At 68.8% G+C, this 16172-nt stretch carries 14 protein-coding genes and 1 tRNA gene; 12 read left to right on the top strand and 3 right to left on the bottom strand.

Annotated elements, in window-relative coordinates; genetic code table 11:
* Nucleotides 1–24 precede the first annotated feature (24 nt).
* The 3 genes from IM738_RS23295 (at nt 25) to IM738_RS23285 (ending at nt 2762) form a co-directional block, all read left to right on the top strand.
* Entirely contained in the window at nt 25–807 is a 783-nt protein-coding gene (locus tag IM738_RS23295) for a MipA/OmpV family protein (protein WP_236963393.1), read from the top strand.
* A gap of 220 nt (nt 808–1027) precedes the next feature.
* On the top strand, nt 1028–1981 hold the full coding sequence (locus IM738_RS23290; protein ID WP_236963392.1) for an ornithine cyclodeaminase family protein: 954 nt from the start codon (nt 1028–1030) through the stop codon (nt 1979–1981).
* Nucleotides 1982–2174: 193 nt separating this feature from the next.
* Entirely contained in the window at nt 2175–2762 is a 588-nt protein-coding gene (locus IM738_RS23285) for a glutathione peroxidase (protein ID WP_236963391.1), read from the top strand.
* Nucleotides 2763–2834: 72 nt separating this feature from the next.
* On the opposite strand, the gene IM738_RS23280 is transcribed toward IM738_RS23285, so the two are convergent.
* On the bottom strand, nt 2835–3344 hold the full coding sequence (locus IM738_RS23280; RefSeq protein WP_272907718.1) for a MarR family winged helix-turn-helix transcriptional regulator: 510 nt from the start codon (nt 3342–3344) through the stop codon (nt 2835–2837).
* Nucleotides 3345–3467: 123 nt separating this feature from the next.
* Between IM738_RS23280 and IM738_RS23275 the strand changes: the two genes are divergently transcribed.
* From IM738_RS23275 to IM738_RS23255, 5 genes are all read left to right on the top strand, one after another.
* The gene (locus tag IM738_RS23275; protein ID WP_236963390.1) at nt 3468–4433 is read left to right on the top strand and encodes a Bug family tripartite tricarboxylate transporter substrate binding protein; all 966 of its coding nucleotides are present in this window, start codon (nt 3468–3470) and stop codon (nt 4431–4433) included.
* A gap of 28 nt (nt 4434–4461) precedes the next feature.
* Nucleotides 4462–5454: a Bug family tripartite tricarboxylate transporter substrate binding protein gene (locus tag IM738_RS23270; RefSeq protein ID WP_236963389.1), complete on the top strand. Its 993-nt coding sequence runs from the start codon at nt 4462–4464 to the stop codon at nt 5452–5454.
* A 10-nt stretch (nt 5455–5464) separates the two neighbouring features.
* Nucleotides 5465–6790, top strand: coding sequence for a sulfatase family protein (locus IM738_RS23265; protein WP_236963388.1), 1326 nt, complete (start codon nt 5465–5467; stop codon nt 6788–6790).
* A gap of 164 nt (nt 6791–6954) precedes the next feature.
* The gene (locus tag IM738_RS23260; RefSeq protein WP_236963387.1) at nt 6955–8631 is read left to right on the top strand and encodes a SulP family inorganic anion transporter; all 1677 of its coding nucleotides are present in this window, start codon (nt 6955–6957) and stop codon (nt 8629–8631) included.
* A gap of 93 nt (nt 8632–8724) precedes the next feature.
* Nucleotides 8725–9540: a DODA-type extradiol aromatic ring-opening family dioxygenase gene (locus IM738_RS23255; protein WP_236963386.1), complete on the top strand. Its 816-nt coding sequence runs from the start codon at nt 8725–8727 to the stop codon at nt 9538–9540.
* Nucleotides 9541–9589: 49 nt separating this feature from the next.
* Here IM738_RS23255 and IM738_RS23250 read toward each other — a convergent pair whose 3' ends face one another.
* Together IM738_RS23250 and IM738_RS23245 are read right to left on the bottom strand one after the other, a co-directional pair.
* Entirely contained in the window at nt 9590–10633 is a 1044-nt protein-coding gene (locus IM738_RS23250) for a 3'-5' exonuclease (protein WP_236963385.1), read from the bottom strand.
* Nucleotides 10634–10770: 137 nt separating this feature from the next.
* Nucleotides 10771–10846, bottom strand: a tRNA-Arg gene (locus tag IM738_RS23245).
* Nucleotides 10847–11195: 349 nt separating this feature from the next.
* Between IM738_RS23245 and IM738_RS23240 the strand changes: the two genes are divergently transcribed.
* From IM738_RS23240 to IM738_RS23220, 4 genes are all read left to right on the top strand, one after another.
* Nucleotides 11196–12101 (top strand): carbohydrate porin, encoded by a 906-nt coding sequence (locus tag IM738_RS23240; protein ID WP_236963384.1) that lies wholly within the window; start codon nt 11196–11198, stop codon nt 12099–12101.
* 178 nt (nt 12102–12279) lie between these two features.
* A complete protein-coding gene (locus tag IM738_RS23235) occupies nt 12280–13377 on the top strand; it encodes a LacI family DNA-binding transcriptional regulator (protein ID WP_236963383.1) in 1098 nt (365 codons plus the stop codon).
* Nucleotides 13378–13683: 306 nt separating this feature from the next.
* Nucleotides 13684–14685, top strand: coding sequence for an ABC transporter ATP-binding protein (locus tag IM738_RS23230; protein ID WP_272907717.1), 1002 nt, complete (start codon nt 13684–13686; stop codon nt 14683–14685).
* A gap of 84 nt (nt 14686–14769) precedes the next feature.
* Nucleotides 14770–16071: an ABC transporter substrate-binding protein gene (locus IM738_RS23220; RefSeq protein WP_236963382.1), complete on the top strand. Its 1302-nt coding sequence runs from the start codon at nt 14770–14772 to the stop codon at nt 16069–16071.
* Nucleotides 16072–16172: the final 101 nt, after the last annotated feature.

Here is a 16172-nt window from a genome sequence, read left to right as displayed (position 1 = left end):
TCGCCACTTGAACCGCCGCCCGCCATGCCCATCTCCGCCCTGCCCCGCTGTGCCCTGTCCATGGCCCTGAGCCTTGCCGCCGTGGGCGCCTGTGCGCAAAGCACCGCCCCAGCGTCCGCAGCCCCCGAAGCCCCCACCGCCACCTGGGGCGCCGGGCTGCTGCTGAGCGCCGAGGTGTCGCCCTACCGGGGGGTGGGCAGCGAGCTGCGCGTGCTGCCGGCGCTGCAGTTTGACAACCCGTGGGTCCGGGTCTTCGGCCCGGTGATCGACCTCAAGCTGCACGACGCCGAGAGCAGCAACCTCGCCCTGCGCCTGCGCTACGCCGACACCGGCTACAAGGCGAGGGACTCGGCCTTTCTGGCGGGCATGGGCGAGCGCAAGAACAGCGTCTGGCTGGGTGCGAAGGGCGAGTGGCGCAACGGCATCGGGCAGCTCTCGGGCGAGTGGCTGGCCGACGCGTCGGGCCACAGCAAAGGGCAGCAGCTGAAGGTGGTCGCCGAAACCTTGAAACACCTGGGGCCGGTGGGTATCGTGCCTCGCCTGGGCCTGGTCTGGCAGGACCGGAAGCACGTGGACTACCACTTCGGCGTGAACGCTTCAGAGGCGCGCACCGGACGCGATGCCTACGCTGGAAAAGCCGCCGTGAGCACCGAGATCGGCGTGCGCCTGCTGCACCGGCTGGCCCCACAGCAGTCGGTGTTTCTCGACCTGAGTGCCACCGCGCTGGGCTCGGCCATCCAGGACAGCCCCCTGGTGGACCGCCGCTGGGTGTCGGCCGCGCGGCTGGGCTACGTTTACCGCTTCTGAAGCTGAAGAAAGACACCCCCCGCGCCGCTTCGCGTCACCCCCCTCTCTCGCCTTCGGCGGGAGGGGGACGGCACTGGCCGTCCGGCAAAGCCGGCCCGGCGGTGCCACTGGGCTGCACCGGTTGATGGCGTCGGGAGGGGGCGCTGCGACGACATGTAAAACTGACACATTCAACGCCGTCAACACCGTGAGCGGTCTGGCAGGCGGCTACCATCAGGCGATGCACTTCTTCGATGCCGATGCCACCCTGGCCGCCCTGCCTTTTGACCAACTGATCCCCGCGCTGCGCGAGCGCTTCGCGGGCGGCTGCGAAGTCCCTCCCCGCCACGTCCACGAGCTCATCAGCCCCATCGGCGAGGCGGGCGGCGACCCGGCCGCCCGGCGCATGACCTCGCTGATCATGCCGGCCTGGATCGCCGGCCGGTACTACGGCGTGAAGATCGTGAACATCGCGCCCGGCAACGCCAAGCGTGGCCTGCCCGGCTTGCACGCCACCTACATGCTGTTCGACGCGCGCACCGGCGCACCGCTGGCCCAGATGGACGGTGACGTGGTCACCGCGCGGCGCACGGCGGCCGCCTCGGCGCTCGCGGCCTCGTACATGGCACGGGCCAACGCCAGCCACCTGCTGCTGGTGGGCGCGGGCCGCGTGGCGCGGCTGCTGCCCGAGGCCCACCGCACGGTGCGGCCCATCGAGCGCGTGACGGTCTGGGCGCGGCGCGAGAGCGAGGCGCAGGCGCTGGCCGATCAGCTGCGCGGCCAGGGCTTCAACGCCAGCGCCACCAGCCAGCTCGCGGCGGCCTGCGGCGAGGCCGACATCGTGAGCTGCGCGACGCTCTCGACCGAGGCGCTGGTGCGCGGTGCCTGGCTCGCGCCGGGCTCGCACCTCGACCTGATCGGCAGCTTCACGCCCGCGATGCGCGAGGCCGACGACGCCTGCTTCGAAGGCGCGCGCCTGTTCCTCGACACCGACGAGGCGCTGCAGAAAAGCGGCGACCTGCTGATCCCCATGCAGCACGGCGCGCTGCGCGCCGAAGACGTGCGCGGCACGCTGACCACGCTGTCCAAGGGCGTGGCCACCGGCCGCAAGAACGACACCGAGCGCACGGTGTTCAAGTCGGTCGGCACGGCGCTGGAAGACCTGGCCGCGGCGATCCTGGTGCATGAGCGGTAGACACACCCCCGCCGCGCTGCGCGCGACCCCCTCAAGGGGGCGATGCGAGTGGCCCGGCGAAGCCGGTTCCACCGCATCCTGAGGTAGGTCATTTCGCGCCGGGAAAGCGCCTGCTCCGACCGCGCTGCGCCCCGCTCCAGAAAGCGGCACCCTTTCCTCCGCAGGGTTGACGCCACACCTCCACAATGGCGCGATGAACCGCCCACGCACCCTCTTCGCCATCGCCCTGTCGGGTCTGATCACGGCGCTCCTGCCGTTGACCACGGCGGCCCAGACCACCAAGACACCCACCGCCTGCCCCGCCCTGCTTTCGCACCGTTTTGCCCGCCTGCAGGACGAGGCGCCGCAGAACCTGTGCCAGTACGCGGGCAAGGTGCTGCTGGTGGTGAACACGGCGAGCTACTGCGGCTTCACCCGCCAGTACGAGGGGCTGGAGGCGCTGCACGCGAAGTACGCGCAACGGGGCCTGGTGATCCTCGGCTTCCCGGCCAACGACTTCGGGTCGCAGGAGCCGGGCAACGCCCAGGCCATCGCCGACCTGTGCTTCAACACCTACGGCGTGAAGTTCCCGATGTTCAGCAAAACCGCCGTGGTCGGCCCGCAGCGCAACGCCTTCTACACCCAGCTGTTCCAGGCCACGAAGGCCGGGCCGCAGTGGAACTTCCACAAGTACCTGGTCGCGCGCGACGGCAAGACGGTGAGCAGCTTCCCGAGCGCGGTGGAGCCGGGCAGCGCGGCGCTGACGGCGGCGATCGAGGCCGCCTTGAAGGCCACGCCCTGAATCCACTGGATGGCGTACCTCCGCCCTTCGGGCTGCGGTGCGAGCTGGCTTGGGAACGGCCCGGCGCGGCGCTCAGGCGTCGTCGCCCGCGTCTTCCAGGGGCGGCAGCAAACCGCCCTCCGTGTTCAGCGCACGCGCCTGGGCCAGCAGCAGGTCCATCAGCTCGCTCAGGCGCTCGCGTTGCTCGGTTGAAAAAGGCGCCAGCAACTCGCGCTGGATGACCGCGATGCGCGGGAACACCTCGGCGTAGACCCGCCGCCCCTCGTCGGTCAGGAACACGTGCACCTCGCGCCGGTCGGAGGGTTTGGGCTCGCGCCGCACCAGCTTTTTCTCGACCAGGCGCGTGAGCGTGCGCGAGGTGCGCGCGCGGTCGAGCAAGGCCCGCTCGGCCAGCTCGGAACTCAGCACGCCCTCCACATCGGCCAGGCAGGACAACACGCGCCACTCGCGCCGAGTGATGCCGTAGTCGCGCTCGCACATGCGCACCACCAGCGGGCCGGCAGTGGCATGGATGCGGTAGAGCCGGTAGAGCAGCAGGTCGTTCTGCCCCTGCGGGTCGGTCATGCGGTCGTGGGCGGACATCGGGGACAGGGCCTCAGGGAAAACACCGGGAACGATTGATTTCTGCAATTCATTGTGAATGCCTAGCATGGCCGGTTCCAGCGGGGAAACACCCGTCTGATGCACATCAATCAGGAGACCACCATGCAACGACGTTCCCTCGCACTCTGTGCACTGCCCCTGGCCGCCATGGCCTGCATCACCCTGCCAGCCCTGGCACAGGACAAACCGCCGCTGAAAATCGTGGTGGGCTTCCCGCCCGGCGGATCGGCCGACCTGCTGGCCCGGCTGATGGCCGAAGGCCTGAAGAACGACTTCTCGCAGGTGATCGTGGAGAACAAACCCGGCGCGGCCGGCCGCATCGCACTGGGCCTGGTCAAGCGCGCACCGGCCGACGGCCAGACCGTGGTGCTGCTGCCCAGCGGGCCCATGGTGCTGTTCCCGCACGTCTACAAAAAGCTGGACTACGACGCGGTGAACGATTTCACGCCGATCTCCCTGCTGGCGAATTTCCAGTTCAGCGTGGTCTCCGGCGCCGGGGTGCCGGTGAAGAACGTGAAGGACATGATCGCGCGCGCCAAGGCCGAGCCGGGCAAAGGCACCTACGGCACGCCCGGCCAGGGTTCGTTGCCGCATTTCATGGGTGTGATGTTCGGCCAGAAGGCCGGCGCCGAGCTGAACCATGTGCCGTTCCAGGGCGGTGGCCCGGCCAACACGGCGCTGCTGGGTGGCCACATCGACTACAAGTTCGACGTGGTGACCGAAACCGCCGAGCTGCACCGCGCGGGCAAGGTGCGCATCATCGGCGTGACCGGCAGCAAACGCGACCCACAGGTGCCCGAGGTGCCCACGCTGCAGGAACAGGGCGTGGACATGGTGGCCACGGCCTGGTTCGGCATGTACGGCCCGGCCGGCCTCAAGCCCGAGGTGCGCGACATGCTGAGCGCCGCCGTGGCCAAAGCCGTGCGCACGCCCGCGCTGAAGGCCAAGCTGATCGAGCAGGGCTACGAGCCGGTGGGCTCCACGTCCGCCGAACTGGCCGCCGCACAGGCCGCCGACCTCAAGCGCTGGGAAGGCCCGATCAAGGCCACCGGCGTGCAGCTGGACTGATCCCTTCTTCACCTCGCAGAGACTTCACATGAACCCGATCCGCCGCAATGCCCTGCTCGCCCTGGGCGCCGCTTCCCTGACCGCCACCTTCTGCACCGCTGCGCTGGCGCAGGCACCCGCCTGGCCGAGCAAGCCGGTGCGCATCGTCAACAACTTCCCGGCCGGCGGGCCGGCGGACATCATCGCGCGCGCGGTCGCCGAGGCGCTGCAGAAAAGCAGCGGTCAGAGCGTGATCGTGGAAAACAAACCGGGCGCTGGCGGCAACATCGGTGCGGCCGAGGTGGCCAGGGCCGCGGCCGACGGCAACACCGTGTTCTTCGGCATCGACACCGCCTTCACCGTCAACCCGCACATCTTCCCCAACATGCCCTTCAAGCTCGGGAACAAGGCCGGTGAGCTGCGGCCGCTGGTGGTGATTTCGTCCAACGGCCTGCTGCTCGGCACCTCGGCGGCCAAGGGCATCCGCTCCATGCCGGAGCTGATCGGCGCTGGCAAGTCGCGCGGGGTGAACTTCAGCTCGGGCGGGCCGGGCAGCCCGGGCCACCTGGGTGTGGCCATCTTTTCACAAGCGGCCAACGTCAAGATCACCCACGTGCCGTACAAAGGCAACACGCCCGCCGTGCTGGCGCTGCTGTCGGGCGAGGTGGACGGCGGCATCCTCTCCAGCACCGGCATGCTGCCGCACGTGAAGTCGGGCAAGGTGGTGCCGATCGCCATCACCAGCCGCCAGCGCAGCGGCCTGCTGCCGGACGTGCCGACGGTGGCCGAGCTGGGCTACCCCGATCTGGAAAACGAGGTGATCACGCTGTGCATGGTGCCGGGCGCCACGCCCGAGCCGGTGGTGGCCGCGATGCAGAAGGCCGTGCTCGACGTGGTGAGCTCGCCTGCGCTGAAGGAACGCCTGGCCTCTATGGACATGCGCTTTGAGGGCCTCACGGGCGCCGCCGCGACGAAGCGCTTGACCGACCTCTCGACGCGCTACGCCAAGATCGTCAAAGCAACCGCCATGAAGGTGGAGTGAGCAGCCTCCCATGACCCGCCCCAACATCATCTACATCGTCAGCGACGACCTGGGCTACGCCGACCTGGGCTGCTACGGCGGCCGGCCCGCGGGCTTCGGCGCCGTGTCGCCGAACATCGACGCACTCGCCGCCGGCGGCCTGAAGCTCACCGAGGGCTACAGCAACTCGCCGGTGTGTTCGCCCACGCGCTTTGCGATGGCCACCATGCGCTACCAGTACCGCCTGCGCGGCGCGCTGGACGAACCCATCAACAGCCGCAGCAAAGGCAGCGCCACGCTGGGCCTGCCGCCCGAGATGCCCACCCTGCCCTCGCTGCTGAAAGAGGCCGGCTACCGCACCGCGCTGATCGGCAAGTGGCACCTGGGTTACCCGCCGCACTTCGGCCCGCTGCGTTCGGGCTACGAGGAGTTCTTCGGCATCATGGCCGGCGGCGTGGACTACTTCACCCACTGCTCGTCCAGCGGCGATCACGACCTGTACATCAACGACGAGACGCACAAGGAAGTGGGCTACCTCACCGACGTGTTTTCGAACAAGGCGGTCGAGCATGTGAAGGCCCGCGCGGCCGAGGCGCGCGACGGCACGCCCTTCTTCCTGAGCCTGCACTACACCGCACCGCACTGGCCCTGGGAAACGCGCGACGACGCGCACGTGGCGCCCGAGGTGGCGGCCAACCTGTTCCACGTGGACGGCGGCAACGTCGAGGCCTACCGCCGCATGATCCACCACATGGACGAAGGCATCGGCTGGATCACTTCCGCGCTGCGCGAAGAAGGCCTGCTGGAGAACACGCTGATCGTCTTCACCAGCGACAACGGCGGCGAGCGTTTCAGCGACAACTGGCCGCTGGTGGGCGGCAAGATGGACCTGACCGAGGGCGGCATCCGCGTGCCCTGGATCGCGCACTGGCCCGCGGTGATTCCGGCCGGCTCTGTGAGCGGCCAGCACAGCCTGACCATGGACTGGTCGGCCACGATGCTCGAACTCGGCGGCGGCCACGCGCATCCTGACTACCCGCAGGACGGCGTTTCGCTGGCGGCGGTGCTGCGCGACCCGTCGCACCGCTTCGAGCGGCCCATGCACTGGCGCATGAACCACCGCGGCCAGCGCGCGCTGCGCGAGGGCGACTGGAAGTACCTGATGGTCGACGGCCACGAGTACCTGTTCAACATCGCCAGCGATGCGCGCGAGCGCGCCAACCTCGCGAAGCGCGAACCGCAGCGGCTCGACGCGATGCGCGAGCGCTGGCTGGCCTGGAACGCGACCATGCCGCCGATCCCGGCCGACGCGACGGTGAGCCTGGGGTATGGCGCCAAGGACATGCCCGCACGGTAGGCTCCCCCCGCGCCGCTTCGCGTCACCCCCCAGGGGGCGATGCGAGTGGCCTGGCGAAGCCAGTTCCACCGCATCCTGGGTTGGGGCATTTCGCGCCGGTGGCGGTGCTGCTGCGCTTCGCTCGCCTTTCTCCGGCGCTTCTGTGCCATCGCCAATAATTGCCCATGTCCCGCCTGCACCGCCTCGTCCCCTTTCTGAACTGGCCCCGGCCCGACGCCGCGTTGTTGCGTGGCGAGGCGCTGGCGGGGTTGACGGTGGGGCTGATGGTGATTCCGCAGGGGGTGGCCTACGCGGCGCTGGCGGGCATGCCGCTGGTCACGGGCATCTACGCGTCGATGCTGCCGGCGCTGGTGGCGGTGCTGTTCAGCGCGTCCGTGCGGCTCTCGGTCGGGCCCACGGCGCTGACCTGCCTGCTGGTGAGCGCCTCGCTCACCGGGCTGGCCGAGCCGGGCAGCGCGCGCTGGATCGAGCTGGCGGTGTGGCTGGCGCTGCTCACAGGCTTGCTGCAGATCGTGCTGGGCTTTGCGCGCTTTGGCTGGCTGCTCAACCTGGTGAACTCGCCGGTGCTGATGGCGTTCACCCAGGGCGCGGCGCTGCTGATCATCGGCTCGCAACTGCCCGCCCTGCTGGGCTTCGGGCAGGGCTGGGCCACGCTGTTCTCGCACCCCGCCGTGCACCTGCCCACGCTGGCGTTCGGCGTGGTGTCGCTCGCGGCCCTGATGCTGGCGCGGCGCTGGCGGCCGGCCTTTCCCAGCGTGCTGCTGCTGGTGGTCGGCTCGGCGGCCCTGAGCGCCGGGACGGGTTTTGAGGCCCACGGCGGTGCGGTGATCGGCGCCCTGCCCCAGGGCTTGCCGGCGTTCTACGCGCCGGGCTGGCCGGGCTGGGACACGCTGGGCCAGCTGCTGCTGCCCACGCTGGTGATCACGCTGGTGAGCTTCCTGGAAACCGCATCGAGCGCCAAGGTGGACAACGCGCAGCGCGGCCAGCGCTGGGACCAGGACCAGGACCTGATCGGCCAGGGCCTGGCCAAGCTGTCGTCGGCCCTGGTCGGCGCGTTTCCCACCAGCTCGTCGTTCTCGCGCTCGGCCCTGAACCTCTACGCCGGGGCACGCACCGGCTGGGCCACGCTGTTTTCGGTGGTGGTGGTGCTGGTCGCGGTGCTGCTGCTGACGCCGCTGCTGGCGCACGTGCCGCTGGCGGTGCTGGCCGCGATCGTGATGGTCGCGGTGCTGGGGCTGATCAAGCCGCGGGCCTTCGTGAAGCTGTGGCGGATCTCGCGGGTCGAGGCGTCGATCGCCGGCACCACGCTGGCGGTCACGGTGCTGGCCTCGCCGAAGCTCTACTGGGGGGTCCTGGCGGGCGTGCTGATGTCGCTCTCGCACTTCCTGTACCTGCGCCTGCACCCGCGCATCATCGAGGTGGGCCTGCACGCCGACGGCAGCCTGCGCGACCGCCACCTCTGGCAGCTGGCGCCCCTGGCGCCGCACATGTTCGCGCTGCGCATGGACGCGGCGCTGGATTTCGCCACCGCGAACGCCTTCGAGCGCCAGCTGACCGAACACCTCACCGCCCACCCCGACACGCGCCACGTGATGCTGATCGCCCACCCGATCAACTGGGTCGACGCCACCGGCGTGGAGGCCTTCGGCCGCGTGCAGGCGCAACTCGCCGAACAGGGCATCACCCTGCATCTGGTGGGCATCAAGCTGCCGGTGGAGACCCTGCTCAGGACCGCCGGCCACCTGCAGGACGGCCCCGGCCTGCGCCTCTACCGCACCGAAGCAGAGGCGCTGCGGGCCTGCGCCGTGTTGCGCAGCGACGAAGAGTGGGTGAGCCCGTGAGGGCCACGGTGGTGCTCCAATGAGCAGGCGCGGGCCCGGCGCCTTGAACGGGCGACCCCACGACCCCATCTGACACCTTTCAGGAGCTGCACCATGTCCCGTCTTCCCACCTACTACGTCTCCCACGGCGGCGGCCCGTGGCCCTGGATGCGCGAGCAGAACGGCTCGCGCTACGACCAGCTCGAGGCCTCGCTGCAGGCCATGGCCCGCGAAGTGGGCGAGCAGGTGCGCGCCGTGCTGGTGGTCACCGCCCACTGGGAAACGCCTGAGTTCATGGTGTCGTCGGCCGCGCAGCCGGGCATGCTGTACGACTACTACGGATTCCCCCCGCACACCTACCAGATCCACTACCGCGCGCCCGGCTCACCGGCGCTGGCGCAGCGCGTGCAGGCGCTGCTGCATGCGGGCGGCGTGGAGGCCGGCCTCGACCCGGAGCGCGGCTTCGACCACGGCACGTTCTCGGTGATGCAGGCGACCTACCCGGAGGCGCGCCTGCCGGTGGTGCAGCTCTCGCTGCGCGCGGACTTCGACCCGGCGGCCCACCTCGCCGCGGGCCGCCTGCTGGCGCCGCTGCGCGATGAGGGCGTGCTGATCATCGGCAGCGGCCTGAGTTACCACAACCTGCGGATGTTCAACGCCAGCGGCGCGCTGCCTTCGCAGCAGTTCGACGCCTGGCTGCAGACCACGCTCACCGCGTCCACGCCGGCCGAACGCGATGCGCTGCTCACGCAGTGGGAGCGTGCGCCCTCGGCCCGCATCGCGCACGCGCGCGAAGACCACCTGATCCCGCTGATGGTGGCGGTGGGCGCGGCCCACGATGAGGCCGGCGCCTGCGTCTACCACGAGGACGCGTTTTCCGGCACCCTGACCACATCGAGCTTTCGCTTCGGCGACGCACCGGCCGCCTGACCGGCAGGCCCCGCGCCGCGCCGCGCGCCCGCAGTCACCCGCCGGGCATTCACGGTTCCGGGCGCGGCTCCAGGGCCTCCAGCGCGGCCGGGTCCCGGCCGGCGAGATCGAGCGCGTCCACGGGCCGCCCGGCCCTGGCCGAGTAGCGAACCCGGCTGTCCAGCGCTTCCACCTCGGGCCGCACGTGGCGCCGGCCATAGACCTCGGCCTGCAGCCACGCCAGCTCGGCGTCGAGCAGCGCCCGGCTCGCCAGGGTGCAGGCCCAGACACGGGCTTCGGCGTCCCACCGGTAACCCCGGGCCTTCAGCTTGTCCTTCGTCTCGAAGGGTGCTCCGGTGGCCCGCAACCGGTAACTGGGCAACGCGGCGGCGGCCATCAGCTGGCTCAGGCCGGTGGTGGTCGTGCTGCCGACGGGCTGGCTCAGCACCTGCAACAGGGCATGGCAATCCACCTGGGCGCGGTGCGCGTCGTAGAACCAGCCCCGGTCCTGGGCCAGGGCGCTCAGCTTGGCCGAGCCCGCGCCGGCCGCGGCCCAGTGAATGTCCGCGAACGAACAGGCCCAGGCCCGGTCGGCAAAACAGGGAAAGCGGGCCTCCACGAACGGCCGGTCGAACCCGGCGTTGTGCGCCACGATCAGGTCGGCCCGGGCCACCATGGCCGCGACCTGGGCGTCGTCGAGCCGTTGGCCCCGGACCATGTCGTCGCTGATGCCCGTGACCTCCTGGGCGATCTTCGGGATCGGCATGCCCGGGTCTTCGAACCCTTCGAACACCTCGACGGGCCCGAACGGCAGGCCCGTGGCGCCGTCCACCTGCACCAGCAACATGGCCAGCTCGATGACCTTGTCGCTCTGATGCGAGAGCCCGGTGGTTTCGGTGTCGAGCACCAGCACGCGCTGGCGGGCGACCGCGTCGCCGGGGTCCGGCCCGAAGTCCATGCGGGGCAGCAGGCGGCGCAGGACGCGGTAATCGGGGTGCTGCGCCAGCCGCTGCGCCATCTGCTCCGGCGTCAGCGCGTCGTTGGACACCACGGACGGGGCCACCGGCGGCGCCTCGGGCCTGGGCGCATCAAAGTCGAGACTGAACTGGGTCATCCGTGAAAGTCATCCGGCGGGAGGGGAGAGGGCAACAGACGGGGTCTGTGAGACGGTGCCCGGGGCGGGCCCGCAGGGGCGGCCGGGGCCTTCATGGAGCGCTGCATGGCTGCAATGCACACGCAGGCTGTTGACTTTGGTGCGGCTGGCGGGGATCGAACCCACGACCCTTGGCTTCGGAGGCCAATACTCTATCCACTGAGCTACAGCCGCACGCGTTCAACGAACCCGTCATTCTCGCACAGCCGCCGCGCTGGCTTCGCCCTGCGACGGTGCTGCGGGCCATTTCAGACGGCACGACTCCGGCGCCCAGCACCCCAAATCGGGCGTACTTTTATTACAGTGCAATCCTTTGCACCACACGGGTTTTCCCACCCCCAAATTTCGTTGTTTTTCTGCGGTTACGTACTGGTTACGCCCTGCTTCTTCAGGGTTTCCACTCACTGCAAACGTTTGCACCGGTGGTCGAATTGCCCTGCTTTCCTGCACGATCACTTCCGCCAAGGGTTGAAACATCGGTACAGGGGAGAGCGATTCACAACATCTACACCGGAGTCCCCTCATGCAACACGTTTTCAAACTCGCGGCCGTCGCCGCCCTCTGCGCCTCTGCCGCGGCCGCCCACGCCGACGTCGCCATGGACGCCAACCTGGAACTCGACACCACCTACCAGAGCAAGGTGAAGGACGCCTCCAACGCCCGTGACAGCGACCTGAACATGGGCGGCCGCGTGGAATTCAACGTCGGCGCCAAGGCCACCAACGGCGACGCCTTCGTCGCCGCACGCGCTTCCCTGCTGATCAAGAAAGACGGCGACACCGCCACCGACGACATGTGGGTCCAGTTCGGCAATGCCGCCGGCGACGTGAAGATGGGCCGCTTCGAAGCCATGGACCTGTTCCCGCTGGGCAAAGACGTCCTGGTCGAGAACAGCGGCTACGGCGGCTACCACGCCAACAAGCTGCGTGGCCGTTTCGGCAAGGACACGGTGCACATCGCCCCTGGCTTCAACGCCGGCCCGGCCCGCATCGAAGTCGGCCTGGTCTACAGCAAGGAAGCGGGTGAAGCACGCGGCGTGCGCCCGGCCGTCAGTTTCGCTTCCGGCCCGATGACCTTGCGCTTGGGCGTCGAATCGGTCAAGGTGGTCGGCGGCACCGAGAGCACCAACGGCGCCGGCGTGTCGCTGGGTTATGCACTGAGCAAGGACGCCAGCATGAACCTGAGCTTCGCCAAGATGGAAGACGACAAGTCCGTCGGCCTGAACGGCACGTTCGGCCCGGCCGGTTTTGGCCTGATCCTGGACAAGGGTGCCAACGGTGCCAAGAACAACACGTTCTACGCCGCCTACTCGCTGCCGCTGATGGGCGTCAAGGGCGCCACCATCACCCCCGCCCTCAGCTTCGCCAAGGGTGGTTCGGGCAGCAAGAACCAGACCGCTGCCCGCGTGCGCATCAACTACGCGTTCTGATCGGGGTCACACCCGGTCACTCCCCGGTGGGCGGAGCCGTAAGGCAAGCCCACTTTTTCCTCTCGGCAATCAGAGTTTGGCCCGGGTTCCGCAAGGTGCCCGGGCCTTTTTTCGCCCTTGTGGCCCTCTCCATGTCCGACCTCACGTGCGGGTCGTTATGGAATGAAATAATGTGCCGATGCCCCGCTCCCCTCGCAAGACTCCCGCTGCCAGCGCTGCCCCGGCCCCTGCGGCCCTTTCAGACCCTTCGACCAGCCCCGCGCCCCCCGATCAGGGCCGCCGGCGCATGCAGATGGCCGACATCGCACGCCTGGCCGGCGTGTCCGCGTCCACCGTGTCGCGCGCGCTCAGTGGCAGCCCGCTGATCCCGGAGGCCACCCGCAACCGCATCACCGAGCTGGCCAGTTCGCTCAACTACCGCGTCAACGTCGGCGCGGCCAACCTGCGGCGCAAGGACGTGCACACGGTGGGCGTGATCATCCTGGGCGACAGCATGCAGTCCATCTCGGACCCGTTCCTGCTCAGCATCCTCGGCACCGTCGCCGACACGCTGGACGAGCGCGGCATGAGCCTGCTGCTCTCGCGCCTCAAGGAGGGCCAGCCGCACCAGCTGCCCGCGTTCGTCGAGAGCGGCCAGGTGGCCGGGCTGATCGTGATCGGTCAGCTGACCTGGCACGACCACCTCAACCGGCTGGCCGCGCAGCGCATGCCCATGGCGGTCTGGGGCGCCTGCCTCCCGGACGCGATGTACCCCGTCGTGGGCGGCGACAACGAGCAGGGTGGCTACCTCGCCACGCGCCACCTGGTCGAACGCGGCTGCCGGCGCATCGCGTTCTTTGGCGACTCCACGCACCCCGAGGCCGGACTGCGGTACCGGGGTTACCAGCGGGCGCTGTCCGAGGCGGGCATCGAGGAAGACCCACGCCTGCTGCAGTCGTTCCTGTTTGGTGACGTGCGCATCCGCCAGACCATCGACGAATGGCTCGCTCGCGACCTGCAGTTCGACTCGATCTTTGCCAGCAGCGACGTCACCGCCATTTCCCTCATGGGCGCGCTCAAGGAACGCGGCATCGATGTGCCGGGCCAGATCCGGATCGTGGGCTACGACGACATCGCCCTCGCGGAGCACGTGCACCCTTCGCTGACCTCCATCCGGCAGCCCACGGAAACGGCCGGCAAGGCCCTGGTGGAGCTGCTGTTCGAGTCGATCGCCGGGCTGCCCCAGCGCGCGATCACCCTGCCGGCGCAGCTGATCGAGCGCGAAAGCAGCCGGTGAGTGAGAGCACCCCCGCCGCGCTGCGCGCGACCCCCTGAAGGGGGCAACGCGGTGCGGCCTGGCGGAGCCAGTTCCGCCGCGTTCTGGGCTGGACACTTCGCTCCGGTAAGTCAATAGCTGTTTCCGCCGCGCTTCGCGCGCCGCGATGTCCTGTTACGTACCCAGAACAAGCCGGAAACCTAGGGCAAACCCGATCATGCAATCGTTTGCATTGATGCTCAAATCCAGTCATTCGGGCTGAAGCGATCTGATGCGATCTCACGCGGCGGCCCAGCACCCCTGGTCTTTCCTTGAGGCATTCCGCACATGAGCCAATCCAGTCTGCGACTGCGTGACATCCAGAAGAGCTACGGCAAGATCCATGTCATCCATGGCGTGAACCTGGACATCGAGCCCGGCGAGTTCGTGGTCTTCGTGGGGCCGTCGGGCTGCGGCAAGACCACCTTGCTGCGCATGATCGCCGGCCTGGAAGACATCTCCGGCGGCACGCTGGCCATCGCCGACCAGACGGTCAACGAGCTGCCGCCGAGCGAGCGCGGCGTGGCCATGGTGTTCCAGAGCTACGCGCTGTACCCGCACAAGACGGTCTACGACAACATGGCCTTCGGCCTGAAGATCGCCAAGGTGCCCAAGGCGGACATCGACCGCCGTGTGCGCGAGGCGGCCGAGATCCTGCAGATCACCGAGTACCTGCAGCGCCTGCCCAAGGCCCTGTCGGGCGGCCAGCGCCAGCGCGTGGCCATCGGCCGCGCCATCGTGCGCAACCCCAAGGTGTTCCTGTTCGACGAGCCGCTGTCCAACCTCGACGCCTCCCTGCGCACCAAGATGCGCGTGGAGCTGGCCACACTGCACCGCCGCCTCGGCGCGACCATGATCTACGTGACCCACGACCAGGTGGAGGCGATGACGCTGGCCGACAAGATCGTGGTGCTCAACAAGGGCCGCATCGAGCAGGTGGGCGCGCCGCTGCACCTCTACAACCACCCGGCCTCGCTGTTCGTCGCGGGCTTCATCGGTTCGCCGCAGATGAACTTCCTGGGCGGCGAGTTCGCCCGGCAGCACGGCGCCACCACGGTCGGCCTGCGCCCCGAACACCTCAAGGTGGTGGCCGGCGGCAGCCTGCACGGCACGCTGCGCCACGCCGAAATGATGGGCAACGAAACCTTTGCCTATGTGGACGCCGGCGAGCTGGGCGAGATCACCGCGCGCATGGACGGCACGCTGCAGCTGCACCCGGGCGAGCGCGTGGAGCTGGGCTTCGATGCGCAGCACCTGTACCGCTTCGGCGCCGACGGCAAAGCCCTGTAGGCCACCCCTTTCACGGGCCTGCGGGCCTGTCACCGTTTTTGCGCTGTGGATGGTCTGCGGCGCATTTTGTGGAGCAAGAGAGACATGTTCAAGAAAACCGCAATGGCCGGCGCCGCCACCCTGGCGCTGGCCGCATCCGTCGCTCCCGCGATGGCCGCAGACTACAAAGGGCCCGACCTCAAGGGCGAAGTCATCACCGTCACCTGCCCCTGGACCGGCGCCGAAGAGGGCATGTTCAAGAAGGTCGTGGCCAACTTCGAGAAGGCCACCGGCGCCACCGTGAAGCACTCGTGCTCACAAAGCTCCGAGCAGCAGATCGTGATCGACATCAAGGCCGGCTCGCCGTCCAACATCTCGGTGTTCCCGCAGCCCGGCCTGGCCGCCAACATGGCCGCCGTCGGTGGCCTCACGCCCCTGGGCAACAAGGCCCGCGACTGGGTCAAGGCCAACTACGCCGCCGGCAGCTCGTGGGCCGACCTCGGCACCTACAAGAACAAGGCGGGCAAGGAAGAGTTCTACGGCTTCTTCTACAACGTCAACGTCAAGAGCCTGGTCTGGTACATCCCGGAGAACTTCAAGGAAAAGGGCTACAAGGTGCCCAAGTCCATGGAAGAACTGCAGGACCTGACCAAGAAGATCGCCGCCGACGGTGGCAAGCCCTGGTGCATCGGCCTGGGCAGCGACGCCGCCACCGGCTGGCCCGCCACCGACTGGGTCGAAGACATGATGCTGCGCACCCAGACCCCTGCCGTCTACGACGACTGGACCAGCAACAAGATGAAGTTCAACGACAAGCGCGTGGTCGAAGCGATCGAGGCCTATGGCTGGTTCGCCCGCAATGACGCGTATGTGGATGGCGGCGCCAAGGCCGTGGCCACGGTGAGCTTCAAGGACAGCCCCAAGGGCATGTTCGGCTCGCCGCCCAAGTGCTACATGCACCGCCAGGCCTCGTTCATCCCGGCCTTCTTCCCCGACGGCAAGGCCGAGGACGCCGACTTCTTCTACTTCCCGTCCTACGCCGGCAAGAAGCTGGGCAACCCGGTCCTGGGTGGCGGCACGATCCTGACGATCACCAAGGACAGCAAGGGCGCCAAGGCCTTCATGGAGTACCTGCAACACCCGCAAGCGCACGAGATCTGGATGGCCGAAGGCGGCTTCCTGACCCCGCACAAGGGCGCCGACCTGGCCAAGTACAAAACCAAGGCCCTGCGCAAGCAAGGCGAGATCCTGCAGGGCGCGACCACCTTCCGCTTCGACGGTTCCGACCTGATGCCCGGCGCTGTGGGTGCTGGCAGCTTCTGGAAAGGCATGGTCGATTATTCGGGCGGCAAGTCGGCCCAGGCCGTGGCCGATGACATCCAGAAGTCCTGGGAAGCCTTGAAATAGAGCTCCCCCCGCGCAGTAATTTCTCCCCCCGCGCCGCCTTCGGCGTCACCCCCAAGGGGGCGATGCCAGCGGCCCGGCGGAGCCGGTTCCGCGGCATCCCC

Origin of the sequence: Hydrogenophaga sp. SL48, from assembly GCF_021729865.1 — a bacterium.
Lineage (GTDB): Bacteria > Pseudomonadota > Gammaproteobacteria > Burkholderiales > Burkholderiaceae_C > Hydrogenophaga.
Note: the sequence above shows the minus strand (reverse complement) of the source record. Positions and strands in the feature narration are given on the sequence as shown.